The organism is Sphingobium sp. B8D3A (assembly GCF_025961995.1).
GTDB lineage: Bacteria > Pseudomonadota > Alphaproteobacteria > Sphingomonadales > Sphingomonadaceae > Sphingobium.
Map to the genome: position 1 here is coordinate 2,190,752 of NZ_JAOQOS010000001.1, position 24,036 is coordinate 2,214,787.

Here is a 24,036-nt window from a genome sequence, read left to right on the forward strand (position 1 = left end):
GGAGGCGCATAGCAGACCTTAGAATATGATTAACAAGAATATTAACCATTGCTGTTCTAAAATGGGCCACTCTTATCGTTTCGACCGCCACCAGCCCAGCAGGCTCGCACCGGGCCAATCAGGCATTCCTGCGAAAGCCCCAGCCTCGTTTGACTTGAATTATCCCGCCACTTATGGACGGCACCAAAGATCAGTTGCTTGGCTGCACTTGCTGCGTCGCGGCCCTTAAAGAGCAGTCGGCTCTATGAGGGCATTCCACCTGGGAGAGATCAAGCGCGACGCGCGCGACCGCCGGGCATGGGATCGGGACGAACAGCAAATGGGCCGACATCACAGGCCGCAACAGGAAAGGCAGGACCGCGTGAACGCTCTCGCAACGGACAATCGGCCAGTTGGCGGCGCCAAGCTGATCGACGGCAAGACCGTCGCCCTCAAGATGCGCGACGAGCAGCGCGCACGGGTCGAGGCGCTTCAGGCGCGCGGCGTGACGCCGGGTCTTGCGGTTGTGCTAGTGGGTGAGGATCCCGCATCCGCCATCTATGTCAGCCGCAAGGTGAAGGCCTGCGAGGCGGTCGGCATCAAGTCGATCAGCCATCGTCACCCCGCAACCATCACCAATGAGGAACTGCTGGTACTGATCGGCAAGCTGAATGCCGATCCCAATGTGCACGGTATTCTCGTTCAGCTGCCCCTGCCCAAGCATATCGACATGGAGAAGGTGCTGGAGACGATCGCGCCCGAGAAGGACGTGGATGGCTTCCACCTTTACAATGTCGGCGCGCTGGTGGTGGGACGCCAGGTCTTCCCGCCCTGCACGCCTTATGGCGTGATGAACCTGCTCAAGCATGAGGGCATCCCCATCGAGGGGCGCAATGTCGTCGTGGTCGGCGCATCCAACATCGTCGGCAAGCCGATGGCGCTTATGCTCATGGCCAATGATGCGACGGTCGCGATCTGCCATGCCAAGACGCGGGATCTCGGCCAGTGGACCATCCTCGCCGATATTCTCGTCGTCGCGGCGGGCGTTCCGAACCTGATCGTGCCGCAGATGGTGAAGACCGGTGTGGTGGTGATCGACGTCGGTATCAATCGCCTTCCCGATGGCCGCGTGGTCGGTGATGTGGATTTCGAGGGCGTTTCCAAAAAGGCGAGCCACATCACGCCCGTGCCGGGTGGCGTCGGCCCGATGACCATCGCGATGCTGCTGGAGAACACCATCCAGTCAGCCGAGCGGATCGCGGCCAACAAAGAGGGCTGATCGGCCTTGAGGCGCGCCGGCGGATCGCCCGCCGGTGCGCCCCGCTTTCGTCGATCAGCCGATGCGTCGCGCCTCAATGGCCGCATAGCGGTCATCGATGGGTGTGATGCCGGTCATTTTCAGCCCGGTCGCGCTCAGCAAGGCACGATATTCGGCCTCCGTCCGCTCCTTCCCGCCGACGCTGAGCATGATCAGGTCACCCCGGATCACGTCTTCGTCGCCCGGCCCGACACGCTCGGGCACGATCCGCTCGATGATCAGGATGCGCCCGTCCCCAATCGCATCCCGGCAGTTGGACAGGATTGTCCGACACCGCGCGTCGTTCCAATCGTGCAGAATGAATTTGAGAAGAATAAGGTCCGCGCCGGGCGGAATGGCATCGAAAAAGCTGCCGCCGAGATAGGCAATGCGATCTCGAACGGGCTGCCCGTCCTGCCAATTGAGCGCAGCGTCGCCGAGCGTTGCCAAGTCGAAAATTTCGCCGCGCAGATGGGGATGGGCTTCGAGCAAGCCGACAAGCAGTGCGCCATAGCCGCCGCCGACGTCCCGCACCGTCTTCGCGTCGGAAAAGTCATAAGCCCGCGCGAGAGCCCGGCCGACACGCAGGCTCCCTTCTGCCATGGCGCGGTTGAAGACATCCGCCCGCGCCGGATCAGCTTGCTGCTGGACGAAATGATCAGGGCCGGACGGCACGGAGGGCTCCCCGCTCTTCACGCTGACACCCAGATTGGCGAAGCTGTTCCACATCCGCTCATTCCAATGTCCGCTCATGCCATAAAGCGAATCCGGCGCGTCCTTGCGCAGGCAGTCCCCGAGCGGCGTAAGCGAGAAGCGATCCGAGCCCTCATGCGTGACAAGGCCAAGCACCGCCAGTGCGCGCAACAGGCGCATGACCCCGTCCTCACTGGCACCCAGTGACTGAGCGATAGCCGCGCTATCGTGGCGTCCGGCTGCCAGCGCCTCGATGAGGCCTAGCCCAACCGCCTCGCCAATCACCTTGGTCTTCCAGGCCGCCGTGATCATGTCGATTAGTCGATGCCGCTCTTCACGGTCGATTGTGCCGCCCATCCTCTTCCTCCGTTATCGGATGCCATGATGGCAGAGCCGCCATCAGCGCTCAACCGCGCCCATCATCGACGATTGACTTGTGCGGACACGCAGCGTCAAGAGAAGCGCCATGGCTGAACCGACCCGCCCGCCTGAAGCGGCTCCCGTCCTGTTCTTCGATTCCGGCGTGGGGGGGCTGTCCATCCTGCGCCCCGCCATGGCCCTCCTGCCGACGATGCCCATCGTCTATGCCGCCGACAATGCCGGCTTTCCCTACGGCATCAAGAGCGAGGCGGAGATCGCGGCGCGCGTCCCGGCGCTGCTGGGCCGGCTGGTGGAGCGCTACCGCCCCCGCATGGCCGTGATCGCCTGCAACACCGCTTCGACCATCGCCCTCGCCTCCGTACGTGCGGCGCTCGATATTCCCGTCGTGGGCACGGTGCCGGCGATCAAGCCGGCGGCGCTGGCCTCGAAGACGCGAGTCATCGGCGTGCTGGGCACGGATGCGACGGTGCGGCAACCTTATGTCGATCGGCTCGCCCGCGAGCATGGCGCGGACTGCACGGTCTTGCGCCATGGCAGCGCCGCTTTGGTCGCTTATGCCGAGGCGCGGTTGCGCGGCGCGCCAGCCGACCCGGAAATTCCAGCCACTGCCCTCGCCGGCCTGCTCGAGCAGCCGGTCGGAGACCGGATGGACATGGTGGTCCTGGCCTGCACGCACTTTCCGCTGGTGGAAGCTGAACTGGCCGCGGCCGCGCCGCGCCCCATCACCTTCCTCCACGGCGGCGACGGAATCGCGCGGCGGATCGCCTGGCTGAACGGCAAGGCGCCCTGGCCAGCCGAGCCGGCGCCAGGCAAAGCCGTCTTCACTGGTCCCTCGCCGGACATTGAAGCGCTCACCCCCGCGCTGCTCACTTACGGCATCACCAAAACCGAACTGCTTTGAGGCAAATCAAAGCGTCGCGGCGCTGCATCAGTAGACGCCAATATCGACTTGCAAGCCATTATCAGTGGAATTGCGAGCCATAGACCGCTAGAGGCGCGGTATCGAGACGGGACAAGCTGCCGACCATGAATTATCAGCATGTTTTCACGCAGGCGATCGAGCGGCTGCATGGCGAGGGCCGCTATCGAGTCTTCATCGACATTCTGCGGAACAAGGGCGCCTTCCCCAATGCGCGCTGCTTCGCGGGGCATAACGGCCCCAAGCCGATCACCGTCTGGTGCTCCAACGATTATCTCGCCATGGGCCAGCACCCCAAGGTGATCGCCGCCATGGAAGAGGCGCTGCACGATGTCGGCGCCGGCTCCGGCGGCACCCGCAATATCGGCGGCAACACCCATTACCATGTCGATCTGGAAGCCGAGCTTGCCGACCTGCACGGCAAGGAGAGCGCGCTGCTCTTCACCTCCGGCTATGTCTCCAACGAGGCGACGCTTGCCACGCTGGGCAAGCTGCTGCCCGGCTGCATCATCTTTTCTGATGCGCTCAACCACGCCTCGATGATTGCGGGCATCCGCAATTCGGGCTGCGAGAAGCGCGTGTTCCGTCACAATGACGTGGCCCATCTGCGCGAACTGCTGGCCGAGGCCGATCCGGATGCGCCCAAGCTGATCGCCTTCGAGAGCGTCTATTCGATGGACGGCGACGTGGCGCCCATCCACGACATCTGCGACCTCGCCGATGAGTTCAACGCCCTCACCTACTGCGATGAAGTGCATGCCGTGGGCATGTATGGCCGGCGCGGGGGTGGCATCACTGAGCGGGACGAGGCGGCGCACCGGATCACGATCCTCGAAGGCACGCTGGGCAAAGCCTTTGGCGTGATGGGCGGTTATATCGCGGCCGACAAGGTGATCATCGATGTGATCCGCAGCTATGCGCCGGGCTTCATCTTCACCACCTCCCTCTCGCCGGTGCTCGTTGCCGGCGTGCTCGCGGCCGTCCGCCACCTCAAGCAGAGCCAGGTCGAGCGCGACGCGCAACAGGCCGCCGCTGCCTTCCTCAAGGCCGAGATGGCCAATGCCAATCTGCCAGTCATGCCGTCGGTCACCCATATCGTGCCGCTGATGGTCGGCGATCCGGTGAAGGCCAAGCGGATCAGCGACATTCTGCTCGCGGAATATGGCGTGTATGTGCAGCCCATCAACTTCCCCACTGTGCCGCGTGGTACGGAGCGGCTGCGGTTCACGCCCGGCCCGTCCCACAGCGAAGAGATGATGCGTGAGCTTGTCTCCGCGCTGGTCGAAATTTGGGATCGGCTGGACCTGGAGTTCCGCAAGGCGGCCTGATCGGCGGCACGGGAAATCGGGCGAGCGGTTCCGATTTCCCACCCATTTTTTGCCAGCTGTGTTACACTTGTCGCGTTGAGGCGGGGAGTTTCGCTGTTTAACATCGAGTCGGCTGTGCATTTGCAACAGACGGTGCGCGGAATTCCGCTTTGCCCCTCGATAGGAGGGACATCCGATGAGAAAATTAACCGACGAATGCACGGACATGGCGAGAGCCATGCTGGATGCCGAGCTGTACGCAATCGCGCGGCGCGCGGCCGCGCGCGAGTCGAATACGCCGCTGCAACAGGCGGTGAACACCGAAATTGCCCGTCGTAATCTGCCCTTCCGGGGTGAACTGCGTTACGGTTGAGCGCGCCGCGCTAGGTGGCGCTACGCTGACTCGTGCGAACGAGATCGGCGAGCTTGTCGCTGGCAATGGCCGGCGAACGCAGAAAACCCTGATAACAGGTGCAGCCCGCCCGCGCGAGAAGTGCGAGTTGCTGCTCAGTTTCCACACCCTCGGCAATCACGCCCAGCCCGAGCGAGCGCCCCATATCGATGATCGCCCGGACGATCACGCGATCACGCGCAGTGCCCTCGATATCGCGCGCGATGCTCCGGTCGATCTTGAGATAATCGAGCGGCAGGGCCTTGAGATAGGCAAGGCTTGAATAGCCGGTTCCAAAGTCGTCAACGGCAACCTTGAGCCCCGCCTCACGCAATTGCGTGAGCAGCAGCGAGGCGCCGGCGAGATGCTCGACCAGGCCGCTTTCGGTCAGTTCGACGGTCAAACGCTCGCGCGCGAAGCCCGAAGCATCGACGGTCTGGAGGAAGTTCTGCAGGAAATCCGGCTCGGAGATATCAGCCGCGGTCACGTTGATCGCTAACCGCAGATCGCGCAGTTCCTCGGGCCATGCCGCCGCCTCCGCCAGTACCCGCGCATGAATATGATCGGAGAGCGGCAGCATGAAATCGGATCGCTCGGCGATGGCAAACAGCGCGCCGGCGCCGATCTCGCCATAATGGGGGTGCTGCCAGCGGGCGAGCGCCTCGACGCCCACGATGCTGTCATCCTCCATGGCATATTGCGGCTGGAACAGGAGCTGGATCTGCCCGGAATCGAGGGCGTGGCGCAGGTCGTTCTGCAAGCGATCATCATCCACGATGCGGCTGGCTTCGTCCGCCACGCGGATGCGGATGCCGCCCTGCGCACTCCCGCGCCGGGCGTCCGCGAGCGCATTGCTTGCGCGGCGCAGGATCGTCTCGGCCGCATCGCCCGATTGACCGGGCGCAAGGCCGCAGCGCGCCGTCAGGCGAATGAGATAGTCGCCCGCGTTGAAAGGCCGACTGATTTCCGCGACGATTTGCTGCGCAAGCAGCGTTGCCCGCTCTACGGATGGCAGCGCGGTTTCAGGCCCGCCCAGCACGGCGATGACGAACTCTGTGCCGGTGATCCGCGCCACCAGCGAGTCGCGCGGCGCCATGGCATCCACGAGCCGCTGGAGGCGTATCGCAACGCGAGAGAGCATCGCATCGCCGACCAGCCGCCCATAAGCGCTGTTGACCCGGTCGAAATCGCCAAGCCCGATCAGCAGAACCGCCGGCAGCCGCCCTTGCGCCAAATGATGGTCGAGCCAGCGGATCACGCCTTGGCGGCTGGCAAGGCCCGTCATCGGGTCCCGATCCCGCCGGTTGGCGCGATGATGCACATCGAGTTCCTCGACCTCACCGCTAAAGCCCTGCGCGTCCGGATAGAGATGCTGGACCAGCCGTCGATCCGGCTGGGACGGGACGGCATGGGCAAAGGCGGAGGGCATCAGGTCGTCAACGGCGCGACGGATCGCGGCCACGGCCCCTGCCCGATCCGCCCGATCCAGCGCACGGACCAGATCGGCAATGCCCAGCCGGGCATGGTCGGCATCCGGCACCATGATCCGCAGCAGATCGCCAAGCGCCGGGCTGATCGCAAGGGTCCGCTCCGCGCCATTCCAGCGCCAGAACAGGCCATCACTGCGTGCGACGGCATGGCGGTTGCCCGCCGCGGCAAGACTGCCGATCAGGCGCTCGGCCAGCTTGTCGGCGGTGCGCAGCGCGATGGTGAAGCGGGCCTCGTCGATCTCGCCATCGAGCAGATGGGTGGCACCGGCCCCGATCAGCCCGGGGACGTGCGGCGCGCCGACGTCTTCAACGAGCAGCAGCAAGGCGCCCCCGGAGGCTTCGACGGCGGCCGCCAGGGCTTTCACCATTTCGAGGGCATCATCCGGCGTCACACCCCGCAGATCGATGACCGCGATGCGCGCCAGGCTCCCGAGATAGCGGCTCTCGGCCCGGTCCAACCGCCGCGCCGCGATGGGCTTCCACCCGGCCTGCGCAGCACAGGCGGAAAGCGCGTCACGGTGCGCGGCCGAGAGAATGAACAGCGGCAGCCCGCCCATGTCCCCGGACAGGCCGGAGGACTGGTCTCCCTCTTCATGGGGCCGGGTTGCGGCAGGCTCACTCACAATGGTCGCGATCCGTTCAGGCTCGTGGATTAGCGGACGGGATCGAGCGCAACCGATGCGCGATGGTTGCGCCTTCCCCCCGCATCGCCTAGCTAATGCGTATGGCGAACGCAATCGACAGCCTCCCCGACGCAGCTCCGGCCATGCGCGACAGTCATGGTCGCCGCATCGACTATCTGCGGATTTCGGTGACGGACCGCTGCGATCTGCGCTGCCGCTACTGCATGAGCGAGACGATGCAGTTCCTCCCCCGGCGGGAAATCCTGACGCTGGAGGAAATTGCGGTCATCGCCGAGCGCTTCATTGCCCGGGGCGTCCGCCGGATTCGCCTGTCCGGCGGCGAGCCGCTGGTGCGCCGCGATTTCGGCGACCTCGCCCGTGCCCTTGGCCGCCATGTGAAGGCCGGTCGGCTGGACGAACTGACGCTGACGACCAACGGCACGCAACTCGCGACCTATGCCGACATGCTGTTCGATGCCGGCATCCGGCGCATCAACGTCAGCCTCGATGCGCTCGATCCGGACATTTTCGCGCATGTGACGCGCGGCGGCGATATCGCCAAGGTGCTCGGCGGTCTTGAGGCCGCACGGCAGGCGGGGCTCAAGGTCAAGCTCAACACCGTGGCGCTGCGCGACACCAACGAAAGCCAGATCCTGCCGCTGCTCGATTATTGCGCGGAGCAGGGCTTCGATCTCACCCTGATCGAGACGATGCCGCTCGGCGAAGTGGCGGAGGATCGCTCGGATCGCTTCCTGCCGCTGATCGAGGCAATCGCCCCGATTCGCGAGCGGCACGCTCTCATCCCGCTGGATGACCGCACCGGCGGGCCGGCGCGCTATTTTGCCCTCTCCGGCCTCAAGACCCGGCTGGGCCTCATCACCCCGCTCTCCCAGAATTTCTGCGCGGATTGCAACCGGATGCGCCTCACCTGCCAGGGCCGGATCTACATGTGCCTGGGGCATGAAGATCATATCGATCTCAAGGCCGCTTTCCGTGAACAGGGTGTCGCGGGAATCGATGCCCTGCTCGACCGGGCATTGGCTGCCAAGCCGCTGGCACATGACTTCAGCGTCGCGGCAGGCGCGCAGCCCGCCACGCGGCGCCACATGAGCGTGACGGGCGGATAACGCCACCTCATGGCCGATCGCAAACTTGCCCTGCTGGCCTCGCCCACGGACGCTGCGCAGGAAGCCGCGCGGCGGCTGCAGGCGGTCATTCCGTTCGTCAGCCTCAACGAGGCCGATATCATCATCGCGCTGGGCGGCGACGGCTTCATGCTGCAGACGCTCCATGCGCTGCTGGAGAGCCATCGTCGGGTGCCCGTGTTCGGCATGAACCTGGGCACCGTGGGCTTCCTGATGAACGAATGGCGGCAGGACGGGCTGGACCAGCGCCTCGACAAGGCCAAGGCCTTCAAGGTGAACCCCTTGCGGATGCACGCCGTGACAGTGAGCGGCGAAACCTTCGCGATGCCCGCGATCAACGAAATCTCCCTGCTGCGCGAAACGCGCCAGACCGCCTGGCTCGAAGTTTCGGTCAATGGGCGAGTCGTGATTCAGGAACTGGTTTGCGACGGCGCGCTGGTGGCGACGCCGGCCGGCTCCACGGCCTATAATCTATCGGCACACGGGCCCATTCTCCCGCTCGACTGCGGCCTCGTCGCGCTCACGCCGATCAGCCCCTTCCGTCCGCGCCGCTGGCGGGGCGCGATTCTGCCGGAGCGCAGCAAGATTCGGCTGCGTGTGGTCGATCCCGTCAAGCGCCCGGTCTCCGCCGTGGCCGACCAGCGCGAAGTGCGCGATGTCTCGCAGGTCGAGATCGCCGTGGATTTCGCCATGCCGCTCACGCTTTTGTTCGATCCCGAGCACACGCTGGACGATCGAATCGCGGCTGAACAATTTATCTCATGAGTGCTCTTGCGTTTCTTTCAAACCCGCTGCTATAGGCGCGGCCTCGCCGGACGAAAGCCCGGCTGCTCCCCGATAGCTCAGCGGTAGAGCATTCGACTGTTAATCGAATGGCCGTAGGTTCGAATCCTACTCGGGGAGCCACTACACCGCGAAATATCGCGCAATTACACATACTTACCCCCATATTCCAAATTTATGGCCCCTAGCGTGGCCCCCAGTTCAGTTCGCTGCGTTGGATTTTGATTCGCGCGCTTCGATCCAGGCCTCGACCTCCGAGCGGCGCCAAGCGACGCGGTTTCCGCCGAGATCCCGCCTCTGCGGGAAGGTGCCCGCATCCATTCGGCGATAAATTGTCGCGCGGCTCAGGCCGGTGACGTCGCTAACGCGCGGAAGGCGCCAGAGCGCCTCGCTGGAATGGCTTTGCGTTGTCATGATGCTCCTCCGTCTTCCGCCGGCGGCGGCAGCAAGGCCGGCATGTCTCCAGTTTCATAAGCCTGAGCGATTCGCGGGCGGACGAGCGCGCCCACCAACTGGCCGTCAGGCATCACGATGTTCGCCAGGAATTCGCTCTCGAACGTACTGATGCCGACCTCGACCGCTTCGAGCTTGGCCTTGATGACCAGGAGCAGCGCGCGCCATCGCGAGCGGCAGGCCTGCTCCCATTGTTTCTGCGCCGCATCCGCCGTGCGGAGGCGCTCGTATCCGTGGCGATCCCGATAGGTGGTGAAGGCCTTCCCGGCCGGATCGGGAAGCTGCAGTTGAAAGCGAACCTGACGGTCCGCCATCGTGAACCCGATGAACGCCCGTCTGGCGTCGTGGCCGCTCATATACTGCGCGGCGCCGTAGCGCTCGACCAGTTCCTCGATCTCCACGCGGGTCTTTGAGACCGGAACCTCGGTGCGTGACGCATATCTAGCGGACATGGCGGGGCGCCTCACGGGAGGATCCTGAAGTCGACGCAGTTTTCGCAGTCGTTGTTCGATCCGAGCTCCTGACCGCAATCGTCGCAGGGAGCGGGTGGTGGCAGCATCGTGCAGATCACGACGACGAAGGCGGTGACGCATGCCATCGCTCCCACAACAATCATCCAGATCATGCCGCGACGTCCTCAGCAACGGCCGCTGGCACTGAGCGCTGGGTGTTCGCGCGAAAGCGGAGCATCGGGTGGACGAACGCCTTTGCGTGGCGCAGGGCGCGCGTGACGGGCGCCACCAGCTCGGCCGCCTTCAGTTTCTGCCAGCCCCGGAACGTGGCGCCATCGACATGCGGCTCGGCGAGCGCCAGGCGCTGACTGCGCGGCAGCATTTCCACAAGCGCCTCGCCGGGTTCGATGAGGCCGCGCACGGCCTCGTCGTCGGCGAAGCCGCACAGGTCCGCCAGCTCGTCATGCAGCGGCACGCGATAGCCGTCGGCGTCAGCCGAGCGGGCCAGAACGCTGCCGGCGACGACCGACGCCGCCCATTCCTTCCAGCGCCAGTCTTCGGCGCGAAACGCATGATAGGCTGCCACCGGATCGCCATCGGTCATCGACGGATGATCGCGCAGCGCGGCCACAGCCTCGTGCCAGATCGCGCCGGCGGTGGTCGCGTCGGCCATCGCTTCGACGCCGATCGGTGCGGGATCGTGCAAGGTCGAAAGCCCGGCGATCCCGCGCTCGTGGGCTGCCTCCGTCGATCGGTTGCCGAACTTGTCCCGCGCCAGTGACCAGAGCAGATAATCCAGAGCGACCCCACTACTCTGCTGGTGCCAGCTTTCAGCGATCAGCCCGGCGCGCAGAGCCATCCGGCGCATCGAGCGGAGGCTCTGGATCGCGTCCTGGGTGAGGCCATGCTCCTCGCGGATCTGCGCATCCGCGCGCGGCTGCGCCGTGTAATCGGTCCGGATAAGTGCTGCTGCGCCGGTGACCGGCCTCGCAACGGGGCCATGGCTGTCCGCCTTGCGGATCGGGCCGGCCGAAACAGGCTTCTTGTCGACCTTGCCCGCTTTTTGCGCAGCGGCCATGGCCTTTCGGCTCGCCCACCAGAAGCGCATTTCCACCTCGCCTTCCTGTTCGATGACCAACGTCGCGAAAACATCGCCGGCCGGCAGGGTGAGCGAGCGAGTCGCCTCGATCTGCGCCTGTTCCTCGCGCAGTGCCGCCCATTCTTCCTCGAGCGGCTCCATGGCGGCCTGCAGCTGCGCGTCTTCCCGATCGGCGCCGGGCTCAACGATGATTGCGGCGCGCTGTTCAATCTCGGCCATTTCATTGGCGAGATAATCCAGGCGGTCTTGCTGCTCGGCACTAAGCTCGCCCCATTGCGGCGTGATTTCGAGATCGATCGCGACGCCGCCATAGTTGCTATCGCGCGGATAGGTCGCCTCGAATCGCAAGGGCACGTTGGCCTGCCCGCGCAGGCGATCGCGCATGACGGACAGCTTGGCCTCCACCATCTGCATGAGCAGCCCCTCGTCGGTGACGCGGCCGCGCTCGCCCGGCTGATCGGCAAACAGGTCCAGCTCAAACCGGCCGCCCGCTTTCCGGTACTGATAATCATCGACGAAGCGCAGCAGCTTGCGCTGCTCGTTATCGCCGACCTTCATGATCCGGCGGATGCCAGTGGGTTGGCGGCCGGGATGCGATTCCGGGAGCGTCATCACCTGATCGAACGCCCAGCGCTGCAGGGCATGGTCGTTCGTCGCCGCAAAGGCCTTGGCCTGCTCCTTGCCGATCTCGCCACGCGAAAGCGCCGCGAAGATCTCCGGCTCCAATGCCCCGAGGCGATCCCACTGGCGGACCGTCTCCACTGTCTGCCCGTTCGTCTGCGCGATCTCGGCGAAGCTGCGACCGCCGGCGTGGGCACGATGGACAGCCGCATAGACCTCATAGGCGCGCAGCTCGAAGCGGACGAGGTTCTCGGCCAAGCTCAGTTCGATAAGCTCGGCCTCGCTGGCGATATCGCGCACGATGACGTCGATCGGGTGCGATGCCGGCAAGCGACCATCTGCGATCAGCCGCTCGAACGCCCGGAAGCGTCGGCCGCCGGCGAGCACACCCCAGAGCTGGCGACAGCGCGAACCGCCCTTCCCCGTCGCCCGCGGCATCTTGTGAACGGCGAGCGGGTAGAGCTGGCCGACGCGCAAGAGTGATTCCGCCATGCCGTCAATGGCGTTGGCGTCGGCCTGATTGGTGCGGACGTTGTAAGGGGAGAGGCAAAGATCGGCGATTGTCATCGTGCTGATGGTCATGGCTGTGCTCCTTGGAGGGCGTGCGGTCTCCGGTTGGGTTGTGGACAAAGGGTTGGCATGAGCGGGTCAGTCTCGGCCGGCGTCAATCGCGCCGCCCTTGCGCAGGCGTGCAGACTTGCCCCGGACGGCGGGCAGGAGCAGCTGCCGGCCCTGATCCGGAAATGTGCGGTCGAGCGCGCGGCACTCGGCGCAATGACAGATCGCAGGGCGCCGCCTCATGATTGATCCAGCTGATCGGCGATGGACTGCAGGTCCGCGATCAGGCCACGCAGCCCTTCACGCGTGATGCTGAACACCACGCTCTCATCGGTTGGCTGTGCCGGATTACCGCCATAGGCTGAGATAATCGCGCCGCCGATCTCCTGAATGGGCCACCAGGCGATGCCCACGCCGCGCGTGATGGGCGTGTAAGCGCAGAAGCCTGGCCTGAAGGCATGGGGCACCCAACCGAAGCCGCGCTCGTCGATCAGCAGAGGATCCTGAGCCTGCGGAAAGGGCGTCGCGCCCTCCGGCGGCAGGATCTCTGCGACTGTGCCCCCCTGCCCCATCATTCCATCCCCAAGGCGGCGAGATAGGTCTGGAGGACTGCCTCCATCTCCTGGCGACCATGCGGAGGTAGCTTCCGCAGGCGGATGACCTGGCGCAGGATCTTCGTATCGTAGCCAGTGGCCTTGGCCTCGCCGTAAGCATCCTTGATGTCATCGCCGATGCCCTTCTTCTCTTCCTCGAGACGCTCGATGCGCTCGATGAGCAGGCGCAGCTGGTCGGCGGCGATGTTGTCGCTCATGATGAAACTCCGAAGATAGAGAGGACGCCGGGGCCACCGATTGCGAGATCGAGCAGACAGGCTGCGCCGAGGCCGAGGGCCAGGCCGATGAGGGTGAGGCGTGCCCAATGATTGAGGGCACGCATGGCCTCTCCCGTGCGGTGCGGCTCGCAATGCTGGCAGTGGCAGGCGATGGGATGGACGCGCGCTGGGCGCGGTCGCGGCGCTTCGGCGCGCAATGAGAGGGCGCGCCTCATGCTGCAGTCGTCCCGGCCGCGATCGGCGCCCTGCAGTTGTGGGCCGTCGCGAAGCGCAGTTCGTCCGCGCAGCTGGTGCAGAGATCAGGCTCTGCCCACCCGCACGTCAGATAGCCTTCACAGCACGGATCATGTTGCGTGCAGGCGCAGACGCGGCAGAGCTGCGGCGGCGTCCGCTCAGGCTGCTCGGCGCAAGCGGCGAGTTGCACCAGCACCTCGCCACTGAACGGGTAGAGCTGCTGCAGGGCGACGGCTGTGCTGATCGTCAAAGGCGAAACGTCCCGTTCGATGTTGCGCAGCCACGCCACGCGATCGCGCAGGTTCATCGGATAAGGCGTGGTCTCGATGCGGAGCGCGACGTCCTCGACTTCAAGGCCGGCAGCGGCGCGGCGGCGGGCGAGGTAAGTGCCGGGGCTCATGGTCATGTGCGGGCTCCAGACAGCAGAAAGCCGCTCCCGGAAGCGATGCTGCGGGACGGGCGGTGGACGGACAATAGATGGTTGAAATGGCCGGGGCTTAGGGCGGCGCGCGCGACTGGGCGGCGCTGTCGGCCGACCAATCCACCCTCTCGACGTGCTCGAGCAGCGGGAGAATGTTCTTCAGCTCAGTGAGAGCCTCGAGCACTTCCCTCTGCGCGGCACGCCGATCGGCTTCAGTCGCATCGGGGAGAGAGAGCTGCACCAGCGCAGACTTCGCCTCCCCTGTCTCCTTCACCACGCGAATGACGCGGCGGAGGATCTCGAATTGGTCCGTGTAGGCCTCCGCGACCGCGGCGCCCAGCATCAGGCCATAAACATCGTAGATCGGGCGGCCTTCCCCGCCGTGGTTCTGATATAGCAGGTCGAGTTTGATGGCGGCGGTAATATTGATCTCGCCATCCTGATCCTCATCGCCCCATTTGCGGACGGTGCGCTCCTCATAGCCGGTGGCCTTGGCCATGGCTCCCCAGCTCCCGGGCACCTGACCGGCGATGCGGGCCAAGGCGGAATCGATGCTGAGCGGGCGGCGCTCCTTGGTCATTCCACCACCTGCGCGGCGCAAGCCGGCGCCAGTCCCTTTGTTGTGGGAGCCGGGGCGCAAGGGCACCCCTTGCCGGACTGGCGCCGGTCGCGCGACGGACGGCTGGGAGCGTGACCGTGCGCATAGAATGTCGATTGAAGCCCCCGATCTGCGCCAGATCGGGACATGGCAAAAGCGTATGTCGTCTGCCCGATACAGGCGCCGATTGCCCGCCTAAGATCGCCTCCGGAGGTCGGGACGGAAACGCCCCGACCTCCTTCGGCCATCGCGGTTTCGCTTGGGGGGGAACCGCGACAGATCATCCCCGGACGCCTTCGATCCGCTCAGGCGCAGCGCGCAATGGCTCGCCCGGCGGTGGAACGTCCTCTTTTACTCCGAGGGCCACCGCAATGCGATGGGATTCCCCACGAATACAGCGGCGTTTACCGGCTAGAACATTGTGGACCATGTTTGGGCTGAAGCCGTGCTGATTGGCCCACTCAGTGATCGAAACTCCCGATGCGTCGAACTGCTGCCGCACCGCGCTGATGCGCTGCGCGAAGCTTTCGGGACGCGAGACTCCGAGTGCCGTCATGTGGCATGTCACCTTTGCGAGAATCTGTGAGGATAATTCACAATTGACTGTGAAAAGTCAAGTCGAATTCGGAAATGGCTATGAAATTGGCGAGCGACTGCGCGCCACGAGGAAGGAGCTCGCGCTCAATCAGACCGAAATGGCGAAGGTTGGCGGTGTGACGCTCAACACACAAAGCCGTTATGAATCAGGCGGTTTGCCGACGTTGGATTACTTGCAGCGTATCGCGGGCGTTGGAGCGGACTGGTTTTGGATCATCACCGGCCAGCGGCTAGAAACCGATCCTCTCGATTCGCAAACGGCCCAACTCGTCAAGCTCTTCAAACCGCTACCCGACTTTCTCAAGCCGATCGCCCTCGCCCAGGTGCGCGCCATGGCCGATCACCTTCCTCCTGAAAATCTGGACACGCCACCTCCACCCGAGGACCAGCAGCAGCAGGCGACCATGCACGATCGACGGCAGGACTACCGACACCAGTAATCATCGCGGATCATCAATGGGGGCGTGCCGGGGGGCATGAAGAACAGATCACTCTTTCCAGTCGCTGCGGTGGCAGTGATAGCAATCGTGTGCCTGGCGCTTGGCATAGGCGCCTATTTGGGGGCAGTAAGCGCGGCAAGATTGGTGGAGTTCAAGCTGCTCGACAACGCCGGCGCAACGGTCGTCAGTGACGCCGTACGCAATGCCCGTGACCTCGCCGCCCAAGAAGACATGGCCCGGTGGGCGTTATGGATGCTGGTGATATCATCGATCAGCGTGCTCATTACCGTATGCGCCACGTTGGCCGTGATTGAGCAGATCCGACTTACAAGCAAAGCTCTCAAAGCCGCCGACAAGGCAAATGCTATCAGCGAAAATATAGGCCGCGCTCAGATTCGCTGTTATGTCACTTTCAAGTCATGCGAAGTCACAATCCTTGCCAACGGCGCTGTCCGAATTGCCTTAAGTGTCCATAACAGCGGGCAGTCGCCTGCAAGACAATTATTGAATGAGGTGATGTTGGAGATATGGCATCGCGGAGAGGGTTGGCGTTGGCACCCGCCCCAGTATCACAGCGTCGCTGGCATCGACCTGAGCGCCAATGCGCCAGAAACGCTGGAAGTTCAGCTGCCCGATCTCATTCCGCCCGATGATTTGTCTGATCTAATCCACAGATCAGAACTGCAAACTCGTGTCCGCTGCTGCGCAATTTGGCAGGACGTCTTCTCTCAGCCGGAAGAAGGCGAATGGAGCTTCGAAACGACGTGCATTTTTCCCGGATTTGAAATGCCGATTCTCGTGAAAAGAACCAACGTGCCCATCCAAGCTATTCGCGAGCTTTCGAGCGGTCCGGCCGGAGGTGGAGCATGAGTTTTAATCAAGATGGCAAATTCGCCCACGTTGTGGATATGCCGACATTTGAGGCTGAATTAGGACGGCTACCCCCTCGATCTGCCCGCGCCGTTCTTATTCGCCTCCTCACGCAAAGCCTCAACATTATCGGTCCGAGTCAGGTTACGTCGCTCGGAAGGATCGCATTTTACCGACTAGCACTGTTTTTCCGGATTGCGTCGATTGGCAATAAGCCTTTCAGATCCCTAAGACCTCACAACCAATTTGCTCAGAAGATCAACACGCCTCATCCACAGAATTATATATCGCCGTCAATGTACAACCACGCTGGTGAGGCCCTTGAGCGCTTTTGCGGGCTCATTGCAGCGCTCGGGGAACACAACGACGATTTCATTCAATTCTCTGGAGACATTATCGAGGCATACCGCCAATATTATCTCGCGATGAATTCTCCAGACCCCCGGGTACTCCCACAATTTATTGCTCAAGAGCCGAACATCATCTTGAGAATAGAAGCCGATTCACACCAGGACGCGATGGGCGCGGCGCGTATGACTTTGCAGGCTTTCGCTAAAGCCGAAGCGGAGCAAAAACTTGGAGCCGATCCGGGAGAACACCTGCCTTTTTGCTTTCTGCAGAAGGATGACTCAAAGGATTCTTTCGGCGATGAGGATCCTTATCGCCGAAAGGATCCTTATCGCCGACTTCAAGAACTAGCCCGACGTGGGTCACCCGCGAGTTTTGGCCTGCGGCACGAGAGCGAACTCAAGATCATCTACCAGCTCAAGCAGCCCGAATTCTGGGAGCGCGACCCTGACGTAGTTATCGCAGAAATCGTTGAGCTGCTCGCCAATGCTGAAATCAGTGATGCCAATTCGGGTTCTGAACCGCGACACGACGAGGCCGCTCAGCATGGCGAGCAACTCGCCGGCAAATATCTCGAGTTCTTGCAGAGCGCAGCACGTCTTCACGATTGTTATCAGGCGTTTCCTGCCTCTCGAACCGGTATTGGTGGCAACGGACCGCCTGCCATGACCTGTTTTTCGGATGAGGCTCCGGCGCAACTTCAGAATGCCATCACGATTGTGGTGGAGCACCGCCCTGATCGATCTTCCGCTGCGAGCGCTGAGGCGCTGAAAGAAGCGCAGGCAATCTTTGAAGCCGTTGGTGCCGATGTGACCCATATCGTTGCGACATTGCCAGACAGCGAGAATGGTCAGTCTCTCGGTGCCGAGATGAACGAGGCCTTTGAACTAGGCAAAACCGTGCAGCGATTGATCGACTGGTTCATTCACCTGCTCAACGTCCTTCGCCACTCAAAGTGATCTGCTGAACAGTCGGTGCAAGGTCGTCCGATCACCCACTGAATGTCCTGGACAGGAACCTCGCGCTGATGTCCACATCGCTTTGCCCTCCAAGTCAGAAGGTCATCGCATGAACATCGCTGCGCGACCTGTGGTTGTGCTCAGCCTCTTCGTGCTGGCGTCTTGCAGCCCAAAGCCAGCTCAGAACTGCGCAGTGCCGTGGCCCTGGTTCTATTCATGGCACGACGAGAGCATAAGGGGCAGCGAGGGCTTTTCTGTCGAGCCGCTGCCTGCGAATATCATCAAAGTCACCCGCACCGGGCGCGTTCTCTGGAATGGCATCGATGTCACTGAGCGGGGCTACGAGGCGGTCACTGATGACTATCTCGACCAGCTCGCCCGGTCCGTGCCGCAGACCAAAGTCAGCCTCGACTTCGACGCTGGAGCGCCATGCTCAAAGATCATCAGAATACGGCAGATGATGATGCGGCACCTGCGCTGTGACGAGCAGCAGATCTGTCTGCAGGGTCCTCGGCCAATCGAAGAAGATCAAAGTTGAACAAGCGCCCCCCTGAACAGCTCGCTTCAAGGGGCTGGAAGGGTAGGAAAGGCTTGGTTAGCTGACGTTTGTCATCATTCAGCACTGTCGCGTGACGCTCGGATTAGAGCGCGGAAAAGAAGAAAGCCACCAGCCACCAGCACCGCCACGAACCATATGGCAAGCAATGCCAATACGGTTTTTCCGAATAAGGAAGCATCTGACCATTTCCGGATGAACGGCCCAATCAAAACCGCCGGGGCAATAGCCAACAGGAAATACTTCGCCTCGTTTCGTTTGGATTGGCGCAGTCCGTGAAAACGAACACCTGCGGTCTTCCCGTGGAATTGGTGCCTCAAAAATCTTTCCTCGCGACTGGTCCAACGCGAGACGATTTTCCCAATTTTCGCGAATAGTCGGGGCATCTGACAACGCTAAGCGGTGTCGGCAGTCTCCGCAACGTCGTGGTGTCTGGACTGGCAGCTTTCAGCATCCATTTTCTCGCTTTGCCACGCTCGCAAAGTCGGTAAACATCACGTGAACCTTGTGGGGGGTCATCGTGGGTAAGAATCGTTTTCGCGCGCAAGCCGGTGCTGCGGCGCTGGTCATTTTGTCTGGATGCTCGGAGCAAGGACCTCCCGACAGCACGACTGCCGGAAACGGCGCCGCCGTCGCCGCTGCAGCAAAGACCGAGGCCCCGACAAAGACGCCCGATGGAAGGCTGTATGTCTCGGCCCAGACCATGTTCGATAAGTTCAAGAATGGCGTGGTGTATTGCTATCGTCCTGGCGACGGCGACAGCTGCGATAACGTGCAATATGCCGAGACAGTCGTCAGCCCGACCCAAGTGAACACGATGACCGTCTACAAATGGGACAGTGCCGAGAAGCATGTGATGCGAGATCGGCAGATGCTCAAAGGCGACGCGATCTGTGTGACCACCGACGAATGGTCTGTGGAGCGGGCCAATTTCTACATCACGGCCGACAATGTCGCCAAGATCCAATCCACCGACATCAGCGCCCAACCGGCCACTCTCGAGACATGGCGTAAGGATCTGCGCGAGCGCTGGGCTGGCGTGATGGGACATGAGTTCTGTTACCGCTACGCCCTGCGGCTCGATGAAAAGGGCGAAACGCACGGCGGCGAGTTCGAGGAGTTCAAGTTCTCCGGCGGCGTGCTGCAGCCGGCAGAAAAGCCGGTCTATCTGAACACCTATGAACGCAAGGATCTGGACGCGTTGACGCTGCGGCCGCGAAACTAGGTGAGCCGCTGGCTGGCAAATATGCGGGGGAAATCATGACGACGGCTGTGTCTTGCAAGCTTTGTTACGGAAACGGATCGAGGGCATACGGGGCGGTATGCGAGGGATGCGGCGGTGCCGGATCCGTCCACGTTCTTGAACCCGCCACTCCGTGCAAACTCTGCTCCGGAAATGGCTCGAGGGCTTACGGTGCGATTTGTGAAGGATGCGGTGGCTGCGGCTATGCGGGCCGCATTGGCGGATCATCAGCCGCGGCAGGAGCGACTACGGCGCCGGGGCAGATTCTTGCGACCGTGGATAATTCCGAGATCCTGACAGAACTGCGGGCGATCAAGAACGCGACCGCCAGTTCAGCGCAACAGATCGCGGAAATGAGCTCCATCGCCTATTTTGTTGGCGTGTTCATATCGATGGGCATGAATTTCGCTGTTGGGCACGGCTTGGGCGCGCTGCTGGTGTGCTGGCTGTCATGGCTCAACGTCGGCTATGTCGTCGTCGGCCTGGCCACCGGCACTTACGCGACCCCTGCCCCGGCGTCGTAGCGTCGCCGCGCTCCTGGCGCAGGAAAGCGACGAACTGCACATCTGGGATGTTCCCAATCTGTTCTCTTTGGCGTTATGTGGGGTGACGAGCCAGGGAATCTGATCATGCTGCTGCCAATCGCGCAGCCGGTCCCGCTCGCCGATATGGCGCCGGGCATCCGGTTCAAGCCGATCGGCGTGGCGGGCGCCGGCTTTCCAAGCCCCGCCCAGGACTGGGAGGAAGACGCCATTAATCTGGCGGAGTTGCTGCGGCTCAACCGGGCCGGCAGCTTCGTGTTCCGCATCGATGGCTCCAGCATGATCGATGCCGGCATTTCCGACCGGGACGTGGTGGTGGTGGACCGCGATGTGACGCCGCGCAACGGCCATATCGTCATCGCGATCGTCGCCGGTGGCTTTGTGTGCCGCCAGCTCGTCTACCGGGGCGGCGTGCCCTATCTGGAAGCGCGCAACAGCCGGCAGAGCTATGCCGACCATCTGGCGGACGAGACCACCGAGATTTGGGGCGTGGTGCGCGCCGGCGTGCGCGACTATCAGCGATGAGCTGGCAGCGATGAGCTGGGCGATCGTCGACGTGGAGAATATGTATGTCTCCAGCGAGCGGGTGTTCGACCCGCAGTTGCGGCGCGTGCCGGTGATCGTCCTCTCCAACAATGATGGCTGCGCGATCGCGCGGAGCGCCGAGGCGAAGGCGCTGCACATCAAGATGGGCGATCCGGTGTTCAAGATCCGCGATGTGATCAAGCGGCACGGCATCGCGCTGCGCTCATCCAACTACGAGCTCTATGCCGACATGAACCGCCGGTTCAACGCGGTGATCGGCGCGCATAGCGACCTGGTGGAGATCTATTCCATCGACGAGAGCTTTTATCGGCTGCCGACGCGTGCGGATGGGCTTGGCGATGTGGCGGCGGCGCATGCGCTGCGCGCCGCGATCCTGCGCACAGTGGGCCTGCCGACGCGGATCGGCCTGGGGCCGACGCGCACGCTCTCCAAGGTGGCGAATGCGCTGGCCAAGGCGACCGAGAAGGTTTGGGGCGGCGTCATCGACCTGCATGATGTGGAGCTGCGCGCGCGGCTGTTTGCGCAATGGCCGGTGACCGAGGTGTGGGGCATCGCGCGAGCACTGGCGGCGCGGCTGCAGCCGCTCGGCGTGCGCACCGTGGCCGATCTGGTCGCCCTGCCCCCGGCGGTGGCGCGCTCGGTCGGCACAGTCGTGCTCGAGCGCCTGGTGCTGGAGCTGAACGGGGTAGCGTGCGACGACTTCAAGCCCGAGCCGGAGGCGCGCAAGGCGACGGCAGTGACGCGCCAGTTCGGCGCGCCGGTGACCGATGTGGGCGAGCTGCGGGAGGCGATGGTGCGGCGCGCGGTGCGCGCGGCCGAGAAGCTGCGCGAGCAAAGCCTGATGGCGACGCGGATGATCGCGTTTGCGCATGGATCGCGGTTTCGGGCGAATGCGCCCTCGGCAAGCCGGCAGATGCGCCTCTCCCCGCCGAGCAATGATCCGCGCATCATCGCTGCACATGCGGGGCGCATGATGGAGGCGATGTATCAGCCGGGCGGCGTCTACACCAAATGCGGGGTGCTGCTGGAGGAGCTGGTGCCGGAGGGGACCGGGCAAGGCGACCTGTTCGTCCAGGCCGACCCGCGCGCGCGAGGGCTGCTGACGGCTATGGACGGGCTGAACGAGCGGTTCGGTCGGGGGACGATCCAGCTGGCAGCGCAGGGCTTTGGTGGGCGGACTTTCGATACCAAGCGGGGGCAGAAGAGCCCCTCCTGGACGACGGATATTCGGGAGATCCCGGTGGCGCGGTAGAACGCACATTGATCATTGGTGCTGGTTGGCAGCATTTGCAGCCTGTTGAAGCTTCCTACGTCGGCGGAACGCGAGGAGCGTGAGCGGACCGCCGACTGCAAATCCTAAGATGAGATTCTGAATAAAGTTCTTGCCGGGGCTCTGTGATTTATCGAACTCCGACCGCCTCTTCAGATAGGCGAGCTGCTTTTGCTCACTCAAGATCATGCCATTCTTGTCAGCGGCGCTGATGATCAACCAGTGCTTTCTATAGTCCACCAAGGTTAGTTTGACACGTAGCGGAAAACGCTCTCGGGGGAGACAATCGGTGTCCCACGTACGCGTTCGAGCGGCCTCGCAACTTACTCGCCGGGTAGCATTGGGCATACGGAGCTGCATCCAGCGGCCGCGAATTCCAACGTCATCCACGACCCCTTCACGCACGAAGCGCGGAGCAGATCGGGCGAAATCATACATATCCGCCCGCTCATTCCTGGGGTCGAGATAAGCCATAGAGGCGAAGAGCAGAGGACCCCATAGCCACCACATAGCGAGGGTGCGCTTATTCCAAGCGGAGAACTGTGCCACGCCGCTTCGGAAGCTGGACCAATCCAGAGATTCTAGCTTCATCTGCCCCGATCCGCGCCATGCGCCGAACACCCGTAACCGGCATACAATCTAGGTGGCGAAGCACAAGCCGTTCTCAGGCGGAGGATCATCCGCAACCCCTTAACATCCTCGCATTTTTTGCATGTTCCCCTTATGTCTATCGGCGGAGGGTGAGGTTCCGATATGCATGACGTTCCCCGGCTCTCGCCCCTCATGGCGAGCCGCAAGCTGCAGGCGCTCGCGTTCATCGAGCAGTATTATGCCGCGCGTGGCGCCGGCCCAAGCCTCTCGGAACTGGCGGCGGCGTTGAACTGCAATCGGTCGCGTGCGCAGGACGCCGTGCGCCAGCTCGCCCGGGAAGGCCGCATCCGCCATGCACCGGGCGTGCCGCGCGGCATCCGCCCGATCTCGGCTGAAGAGGAGGCACTGCGCCGCCTGCAGGCGGCGGGCTACATCGTGACAAATGCGGGCCTGCTCCCGCCCGCCGTGCTGGATCATGTTCCGGCCCAGCATGGCAAAACGCAAAAACAGGAATCGGGCGGCACTGCGCCTCACGCCCGGCACTGAGCAAAAGACGCGCAGCAAACTCGAAAAAGAGCTCGACGCGCGCGCGGCGGCGATCAAGTCGGCGTGGGCAGCGCGGCATCCCGAACGCGCGGCCGAGGAGCGGCGGCTCCGCAAGGCCAATATCGCGGCGCGGGCGCGCTGGGCGCACAAGCGCAACGGCACACCCGAAACCCATGAACATTTCAGCCGCAAGCGCCAGGGCGCGCTTGCGCGTCTCCACATGAGCGGCGCCATCGATGCCGAGTTGCTCGCGGCCGGCGCCGAGATCGCGGCCGCATCCGCCCTCATCATGTGCGACGTGGCCGTCCGGACCGCCAGCCTCGAAACACGGATCGACAATACGCCGCATGGCGAGGTGTTCCATGAGGCGCTCGGCCGCGTATGGATGGAGGTAGCCTATAGCCAGTGGCGTGCGGACCCGCGCGTGCATGGGCCGCTGCTGCTGAGCGTGGTGCATGAGGACCTCGGCATCGCGGCTGCGGCCGCCCGACACCATATGGCGGCCCGGCGCGCCCGGGCGCTGGTCGTGACGGCCCTGCAGATCTGGATCGACATGTTCCGGCAGACCCGGCGCGACATTGACGAGGAGGCCGTGGCGCGCGCGCACGCGGCGATCGTGTGACGGGCGAACGCGGGAGCCTCGGCCCGGATCTCGACCTGGGCGAGCCGCAATGGGCGGTGTGCTTTGGCGATGAAGAGGCGCATTGGTTCATCGTCGATAAGGACAATGCTCATCGCGTCGTGACGACGTGCGGCAGGGCGATCATGAAGCCCCTGCTCTATCATCCGGGCAGCTTCCCGCTCTGCCGGCTTTGCGCATCACGACATCGGGCGCCCAGCCGGCGGTTTCTGAGCAATGGGGTGATCGACTGGTTGAATAGGCCGGCAGCGCCGGCTTATGCGGACAAGAGGCGCCCGCACCCGCAGCGCTGACGTAATCAGAATGGCTTCGCGATTCCGAAGTATGTCCACGCGTCGCCGGAAGCGATTAGCAACTGCAGATCTGGGCCAGTTGGCGCTTGAGAGTTAGACCATCCGCCTGGCGACGTGGCCTCGATCGTGTCTATGCCCGGACCGGTAATAAATATTTCAGCATCGGTCGATCCGCGCTGTCTTTTACTGAACATTGCGAGGTTCGCCGGACCGCCAAGGTCGATCATCAGTTTTTCAAAGTGACCCTGTACGATCGTCCATTCGTCAAACGACAACACCTTTGATCGCCAAACCATGACTAATCCCCTTCTCAAGAACG

General features: G+C 63.2%; 32 protein-coding genes and 1 tRNA gene. 18 read left to right on the forward strand and 15 right to left on the reverse strand.

Annotated features, from left to right (window positions below):
- The first annotated feature begins 361 nt into the window (after window positions 1–361).
- Entirely contained in the window at window positions 362–1,258 is an 897-nt protein-coding gene (folD, locus tag M2342_RS10125; protein ID WP_264578979.1) for a bifunctional methylenetetrahydrofolate dehydrogenase/methenyltetrahydrofolate cyclohydrolase FolD, read from the forward strand.
- Between the two features lie 54 nt (window positions 1,259–1,312).
- Here the strand turns inward: folD and M2342_RS10130 are convergent, their stop codons facing one another.
- Window positions 1,313–2,326: an acetylserotonin O-methyltransferase gene (locus M2342_RS10130; RefSeq protein ID WP_264578980.1), complete on the reverse strand. Its 1,014-nt coding sequence runs from the start codon at window positions 2,324–2,326 to the stop codon at window positions 1,313–1,315.
- Between the two features lie 109 nt (window positions 2,327–2,435).
- Here M2342_RS10130 and murI point away from each other — a divergent pair, with 109 nt between their 5' ends.
- The 3 genes from murI (at window position 2,436) to M2342_RS10145 (ending at window position 4,949) form a co-directional block, all read left to right on the forward strand.
- Window positions 2,436–3,251, forward strand: a complete 816-nt coding sequence (gene murI / locus M2342_RS10135; RefSeq protein WP_264578981.1) for a glutamate racemase — start codon at window positions 2,436–2,438, stop codon at window positions 3,249–3,251.
- Between the two features lie 125 nt (window positions 3,252–3,376).
- A complete protein-coding gene (gene hemA / locus M2342_RS10140; protein ID WP_181559791.1) occupies window positions 3,377–4,597 on the forward strand; it encodes a 5-aminolevulinate synthase in 1,221 nt (406 codons plus the stop codon).
- Window positions 4,598–4,772: 175 nt separating this feature from the next.
- Window positions 4,773–4,949: a hypothetical protein gene (locus M2342_RS10145; RefSeq protein WP_181559792.1), complete on the forward strand. Its 177-nt coding sequence runs from the start codon at window positions 4,773–4,775 to the stop codon at window positions 4,947–4,949.
- Window positions 4,950–4,959: 10 nt separating this feature from the next.
- Here the strand turns inward: M2342_RS10145 and M2342_RS10150 are convergent, their stop codons facing one another.
- Window positions 4,960–7,080: a putative bifunctional diguanylate cyclase/phosphodiesterase gene (locus tag M2342_RS10150; protein ID WP_264578982.1), complete on the reverse strand. Its 2,121-nt coding sequence runs from the start codon at window positions 7,078–7,080 to the stop codon at window positions 4,960–4,962.
- Window positions 7,081–7,175: 95 nt separating this feature from the next.
- Here M2342_RS10150 and moaA point away from each other — a divergent pair, with 95 nt between their 5' ends.
- From moaA to M2342_RS10165, 3 genes are all read left to right on the forward strand, one after another.
- Window positions 7,176–8,207: a GTP 3',8-cyclase MoaA gene (gene moaA, locus M2342_RS10155; RefSeq protein ID WP_413715133.1), complete on the forward strand. Its 1,032-nt coding sequence runs from the start codon at window positions 7,176–7,178 to the stop codon at window positions 8,205–8,207.
- Window positions 8,208–8,216: 9 nt separating this feature from the next.
- Window positions 8,217–8,990 carry an NAD kinase gene (locus tag M2342_RS10160; protein WP_264570410.1) on the forward strand — a complete coding sequence of 258 codons (774 nt, stop codon included), beginning with the start codon at window positions 8,217–8,219 and terminating at the stop codon, window positions 8,988–8,990.
- Between the two features lie 66 nt (window positions 8,991–9,056).
- Window positions 9,057–9,131 (forward strand) — tRNA-Asn (locus tag M2342_RS10165).
- Window positions 9,132–9,209: 78 nt separating this feature from the next.
- Here the strand turns inward: M2342_RS10165 and M2342_RS10170 are convergent.
- From M2342_RS10170 to M2342_RS17115, 10 genes are all read right to left on the reverse strand, one after another.
- Window positions 9,210–9,422 carry a helix-turn-helix transcriptional regulator gene (locus M2342_RS10170; protein ID WP_264578984.1) on the reverse strand — a complete coding sequence of 71 codons (213 nt, stop codon included), beginning with the start codon at window positions 9,420–9,422 and terminating at the stop codon, window positions 9,210–9,212.
- Window positions 9,419–9,913 carry a hypothetical protein gene (locus M2342_RS10175; RefSeq protein WP_264578985.1) on the reverse strand — a complete coding sequence of 165 codons (495 nt, stop codon included), beginning with the start codon at window positions 9,911–9,913 and terminating at the stop codon, window positions 9,419–9,421. The genes M2342_RS10170 and M2342_RS10175 overlap by 4 nt, the downstream gene beginning before the upstream one ends.
- An 11-nt stretch (window positions 9,914–9,924) precedes the next feature.
- Window positions 9,925–10,086 carry a hypothetical protein gene (locus M2342_RS10180; RefSeq protein WP_264578986.1) on the reverse strand — a complete coding sequence of 54 codons (162 nt, stop codon included), beginning with the start codon at window positions 10,084–10,086 and terminating at the stop codon, window positions 9,925–9,927.
- A complete protein-coding gene (locus M2342_RS10185) occupies window positions 10,083–12,215 on the reverse strand; it encodes a ParB/RepB/Spo0J family partition protein (protein ID WP_264578987.1) in 2,133 nt (710 codons plus the stop codon). Before M2342_RS10185 ends, M2342_RS10180 begins: the two co-directional genes overlap by 4 nt.
- 215 nt (window positions 12,216–12,430) lie before the next feature.
- Window positions 12,431–12,766: a hypothetical protein gene (locus M2342_RS10190; protein ID WP_264578988.1), complete on the reverse strand. Its 336-nt coding sequence runs from the start codon at window positions 12,764–12,766 to the stop codon at window positions 12,431–12,433.
- A complete protein-coding gene (locus M2342_RS10195) occupies window positions 12,763–13,002 on the reverse strand; it encodes a DUF2312 domain-containing protein (protein ID WP_264578989.1) in 240 nt (79 codons plus the stop codon). The genes M2342_RS10190 and M2342_RS10195 overlap by 4 nt, the downstream gene beginning before the upstream one ends.
- Window positions 12,999–13,127: a hypothetical protein gene (locus M2342_RS10200; protein WP_264578990.1), complete on the reverse strand. Its 129-nt coding sequence runs from the start codon at window positions 13,125–13,127 to the stop codon at window positions 12,999–13,001. Before M2342_RS10200 ends, M2342_RS10195 begins: the two co-directional genes overlap by 4 nt.
- Window positions 13,128–13,234: 107 nt before the next feature.
- On the reverse strand, window positions 13,235–13,663 hold the full coding sequence (locus M2342_RS10205; RefSeq protein ID WP_264578991.1) for an XRE family transcriptional regulator: 429 nt from the start codon (window positions 13,661–13,663) through the stop codon (window positions 13,235–13,237).
- A gap of 91 nt (window positions 13,664–13,754) precedes the next feature.
- The gene (locus tag M2342_RS10210; RefSeq protein WP_264578992.1) at window positions 13,755–14,258 is read right to left on the reverse strand and encodes a hypothetical protein; all 504 of its coding nucleotides are present in this window, start codon (window positions 14,256–14,258) and stop codon (window positions 13,755–13,757) included.
- A gap of 298 nt (window positions 14,259–14,556) precedes the next feature.
- Window positions 14,557–14,832 (reverse strand): DNA-binding protein, encoded by a 276-nt coding sequence (locus M2342_RS17115; RefSeq protein WP_413715134.1) that lies wholly within the window; start codon window positions 14,830–14,832, stop codon window positions 14,557–14,559.
- Between M2342_RS17115 and M2342_RS10215 the strand changes: the two genes are divergently transcribed.
- The 4 genes from M2342_RS10215 (at window position 14,741) to M2342_RS10230 (ending at window position 18,028) form a co-directional block, all read left to right on the forward strand.
- Complete coding sequence (locus tag M2342_RS10215) at window positions 14,741–15,313, forward strand: helix-turn-helix domain-containing protein (RefSeq protein ID WP_264578993.1); 573 nt, start codon at window positions 14,741–14,743, stop codon at window positions 15,311–15,313. The two genes, M2342_RS17115 and M2342_RS10215, sit on opposite strands and share 92 nt — an antisense overlap.
- Before the next feature lie 36 nt (window positions 15,314–15,349).
- Window positions 15,350–16,183 (forward strand): hypothetical protein, encoded by an 834-nt coding sequence (locus M2342_RS10220; RefSeq protein WP_264578994.1) that lies wholly within the window; start codon window positions 15,350–15,352, stop codon window positions 16,181–16,183.
- On the forward strand, window positions 16,180–17,490 hold the full coding sequence (locus tag M2342_RS10225; RefSeq protein ID WP_264578995.1) for a hypothetical protein: 1,311 nt from the start codon (window positions 16,180–16,182) through the stop codon (window positions 17,488–17,490). The genes M2342_RS10220 and M2342_RS10225 overlap by 4 nt, the downstream gene beginning before the upstream one ends.
- 109 nt (window positions 17,491–17,599) lie before the next feature.
- The gene (locus M2342_RS10230; protein ID WP_264578996.1) at window positions 17,600–18,028 is read left to right on the forward strand and encodes a hypothetical protein; all 429 of its coding nucleotides are present in this window, start codon (window positions 17,600–17,602) and stop codon (window positions 18,026–18,028) included.
- A 74-nt stretch (window positions 18,029–18,102) separates the two neighbouring features.
- Here M2342_RS10230 and M2342_RS10235 read toward each other — a convergent pair whose 3' ends face one another.
- Window positions 18,103–18,366 (reverse strand): hypothetical protein, encoded by a 264-nt coding sequence (locus M2342_RS10235; protein ID WP_264578997.1) that lies wholly within the window; start codon window positions 18,364–18,366, stop codon window positions 18,103–18,105.
- 185 nt (window positions 18,367–18,551) lie between these two features.
- Between M2342_RS10235 and M2342_RS10240 the strand changes: the two genes are divergently transcribed.
- The 4 genes from M2342_RS10240 (at window position 18,552) to M2342_RS10255 (ending at window position 21,629) form a co-directional block, all read left to right on the forward strand.
- The gene (locus M2342_RS10240; RefSeq protein ID WP_264578998.1) at window positions 18,552–19,271 is read left to right on the forward strand and encodes a hypothetical protein; all 720 of its coding nucleotides are present in this window, start codon (window positions 18,552–18,554) and stop codon (window positions 19,269–19,271) included.
- Window positions 19,272–19,564: 293 nt separating this feature from the next.
- Window positions 19,565–19,813, forward strand: a complete 249-nt coding sequence (locus M2342_RS10245; RefSeq protein ID WP_264578999.1) for a hypothetical protein — start codon at window positions 19,565–19,567, stop codon at window positions 19,811–19,813.
- Window positions 19,814–19,918: 105 nt separating this feature from the next.
- A complete protein-coding gene (locus M2342_RS10250; protein ID WP_264579000.1) occupies window positions 19,919–20,356 on the forward strand; it encodes a LexA family protein in 438 nt (145 codons plus the stop codon).
- Window positions 20,357–20,366: 10 nt separating this feature from the next.
- Entirely contained in the window at window positions 20,367–21,629 is a 1,263-nt protein-coding gene (locus tag M2342_RS10255) for a Y-family DNA polymerase (RefSeq protein ID WP_264579001.1), read from the forward strand.
- A 12-nt stretch (window positions 21,630–21,641) separates the two neighbouring features.
- Here the strand turns inward: M2342_RS10255 and M2342_RS10260 are convergent, their stop codons facing one another.
- Window positions 21,642–22,085 (reverse strand): hypothetical protein, encoded by a 444-nt coding sequence (locus M2342_RS10260; RefSeq protein ID WP_264579002.1) that lies wholly within the window; start codon window positions 22,083–22,085, stop codon window positions 21,642–21,644.
- Window positions 22,086–22,400: 315 nt separating this feature from the next.
- Between M2342_RS10260 and M2342_RS10265 the strand changes: the two genes are divergently transcribed.
- Genes M2342_RS10265 through M2342_RS10275 form a run of 3 tightly spaced genes read left to right on the forward strand, consistent with a single transcriptional unit; the run spans window position 22,401 to window position 23,717 of the window.
- The gene (locus M2342_RS10265; protein ID WP_264579003.1) at window positions 22,401–22,784 is read left to right on the forward strand and encodes a LexA family protein; all 384 of its coding nucleotides are present in this window, start codon (window positions 22,401–22,403) and stop codon (window positions 22,782–22,784) included.
- On the forward strand, window positions 22,714–23,406 hold the full coding sequence (locus M2342_RS10270; RefSeq protein ID WP_264579004.1) for a hypothetical protein: 693 nt from the start codon (window positions 22,714–22,716) through the stop codon (window positions 23,404–23,406). Before M2342_RS10265 ends, M2342_RS10270 begins: the two co-directional genes overlap by 71 nt.
- A complete protein-coding gene (locus M2342_RS10275; RefSeq protein WP_264579005.1) occupies window positions 23,403–23,717 on the forward strand; it encodes a hypothetical protein in 315 nt (104 codons plus the stop codon). The genes M2342_RS10270 and M2342_RS10275 overlap by 4 nt, the downstream gene beginning before the upstream one ends.
- A gap of 5 nt (window positions 23,718–23,722) precedes the next feature.
- On the opposite strand, the gene M2342_RS10280 is transcribed toward M2342_RS10275, so the two are convergent.
- Window positions 23,723–24,013, reverse strand: coding sequence for a hypothetical protein (locus M2342_RS10280; protein WP_264579006.1), 291 nt, complete (start codon window positions 24,011–24,013; stop codon window positions 23,723–23,725).
- Window positions 24,014–24,036: the final 23 nt, after the last annotated feature.

Bases quoted from the DNA above. Each gene is read 5' to 3' on its own strand.
- M2342_RS10200 (WP_264578990.1), bottom strand. From the start codon at position 13,127: ATGCGTGCCCTCAATCATTGGGCACGCCTCACCCTCATCGGCCTGGCC.
- M2342_RS10230 (WP_264578996.1), top strand. From the start codon at position 17,600: ATGAACATCGCTGCGCGACCTGTGGTTGTGCTCAGCCTCTTCGTGCTG.
- M2342_RS10170 (WP_264578984.1), bottom strand. From the start codon at position 9,422: ATGACAACGCAAAGCCATTCCAGCGAGGCGCTCTGGCGCCTTCCGCGC.
- murI (WP_264578981.1), top strand. From the start codon at position 2,436: ATGGCTGAACCGACCCGCCCGCCTGAAGCGGCTCCCGTCCTGTTCTTC.
- M2342_RS10280 (WP_264579006.1), bottom strand. From the start codon at position 24,013: ATGGTTTGGCGATCAAAGGTGTTGTCGTTTGACGAATGGACGATCGTA.
- M2342_RS10185 (WP_264578987.1), bottom strand. From the start codon at position 12,215: ATGACCATCAGCACGATGACAATCGCCGATCTTTGCCTCTCCCCTTAC.
- M2342_RS10270 (WP_264579004.1), top strand. From the start codon at position 22,714: ATGTTCCGGCCCAGCATGGCAAAACGCAAAAACAGGAATCGGGCGGCA.
- M2342_RS10220 (WP_264578994.1), top strand. From the start codon at position 15,350: ATGAAGAACAGATCACTCTTTCCAGTCGCTGCGGTGGCAGTGATAGCA.
- moaA (WP_413715133.1), top strand. From the start codon at position 7,176: ATGCGTATGGCGAACGCAATCGACAGCCTCCCCGACGCAGCTCCGGCC.
- M2342_RS10145 (WP_181559792.1), top strand. From the start codon at position 4,773: ATGAGAAAATTAACCGACGAATGCACGGACATGGCGAGAGCCATGCTG.
- M2342_RS10210 (WP_264578992.1), bottom strand. From the start codon at position 14,258: ATGACCAAGGAGCGCCGCCCGCTCAGCATCGATTCCGCCTTGGCCCGC.
- M2342_RS17115 (WP_413715134.1), bottom strand. From the start codon at position 14,832: ATGACGGCACTCGGAGTCTCGCGTCCCGAAAGCTTCGCGCAGCGCATC.
- M2342_RS10190 (WP_264578988.1), bottom strand. From the start codon at position 12,766: ATGATGGGGCAGGGGGGCACAGTCGCAGAGATCCTGCCGCCGGAGGGC.
- M2342_RS10160 (WP_264570410.1), top strand. From the start codon at position 8,217: ATGGCCGATCGCAAACTTGCCCTGCTGGCCTCGCCCACGGACGCTGCG.
- M2342_RS10130 (WP_264578980.1), bottom strand. From the start codon at position 2,326: ATGGGCGGCACAATCGACCGTGAAGAGCGGCATCGACTAATCGACATG.
- M2342_RS10260 (WP_264579002.1), bottom strand. From the start codon at position 22,085: ATGTATGATTTCGCCCGATCTGCTCCGCGCTTCGTGCGTGAAGGGGTC.
- M2342_RS10250 (WP_264579000.1), top strand. From the start codon at position 19,919: ATGCTGCTGCCAATCGCGCAGCCGGTCCCGCTCGCCGATATGGCGCCG.
- hemA (WP_181559791.1), top strand. From the start codon at position 3,377: ATGAATTATCAGCATGTTTTCACGCAGGCGATCGAGCGGCTGCATGGC.
- M2342_RS10265 (WP_264579003.1), top strand. From the start codon at position 22,401: ATGCATGACGTTCCCCGGCTCTCGCCCCTCATGGCGAGCCGCAAGCTG.
- M2342_RS10175 (WP_264578985.1), bottom strand. From the start codon at position 9,913: ATGTCCGCTAGATATGCGTCACGCACCGAGGTTCCGGTCTCAAAGACC.
- M2342_RS10255 (WP_264579001.1), top strand. From the start codon at position 20,367: ATGAGCTGGGCGATCGTCGACGTGGAGAATATGTATGTCTCCAGCGAG.
- M2342_RS10225 (WP_264578995.1), top strand. From the start codon at position 16,180: ATGAGTTTTAATCAAGATGGCAAATTCGCCCACGTTGTGGATATGCCG.
- M2342_RS10180 (WP_264578986.1), bottom strand. From the start codon at position 10,086: ATGATCTGGATGATTGTTGTGGGAGCGATGGCATGCGTCACCGCCTTC.
- M2342_RS10195 (WP_264578989.1), bottom strand. From the start codon at position 13,002: ATGAGCGACAACATCGCCGCCGACCAGCTGCGCCTGCTCATCGAGCGC.
- M2342_RS10205 (WP_264578991.1), bottom strand. From the start codon at position 13,663: ATGACCATGAGCCCCGGCACTTACCTCGCCCGCCGCCGCGCCGCTGCC.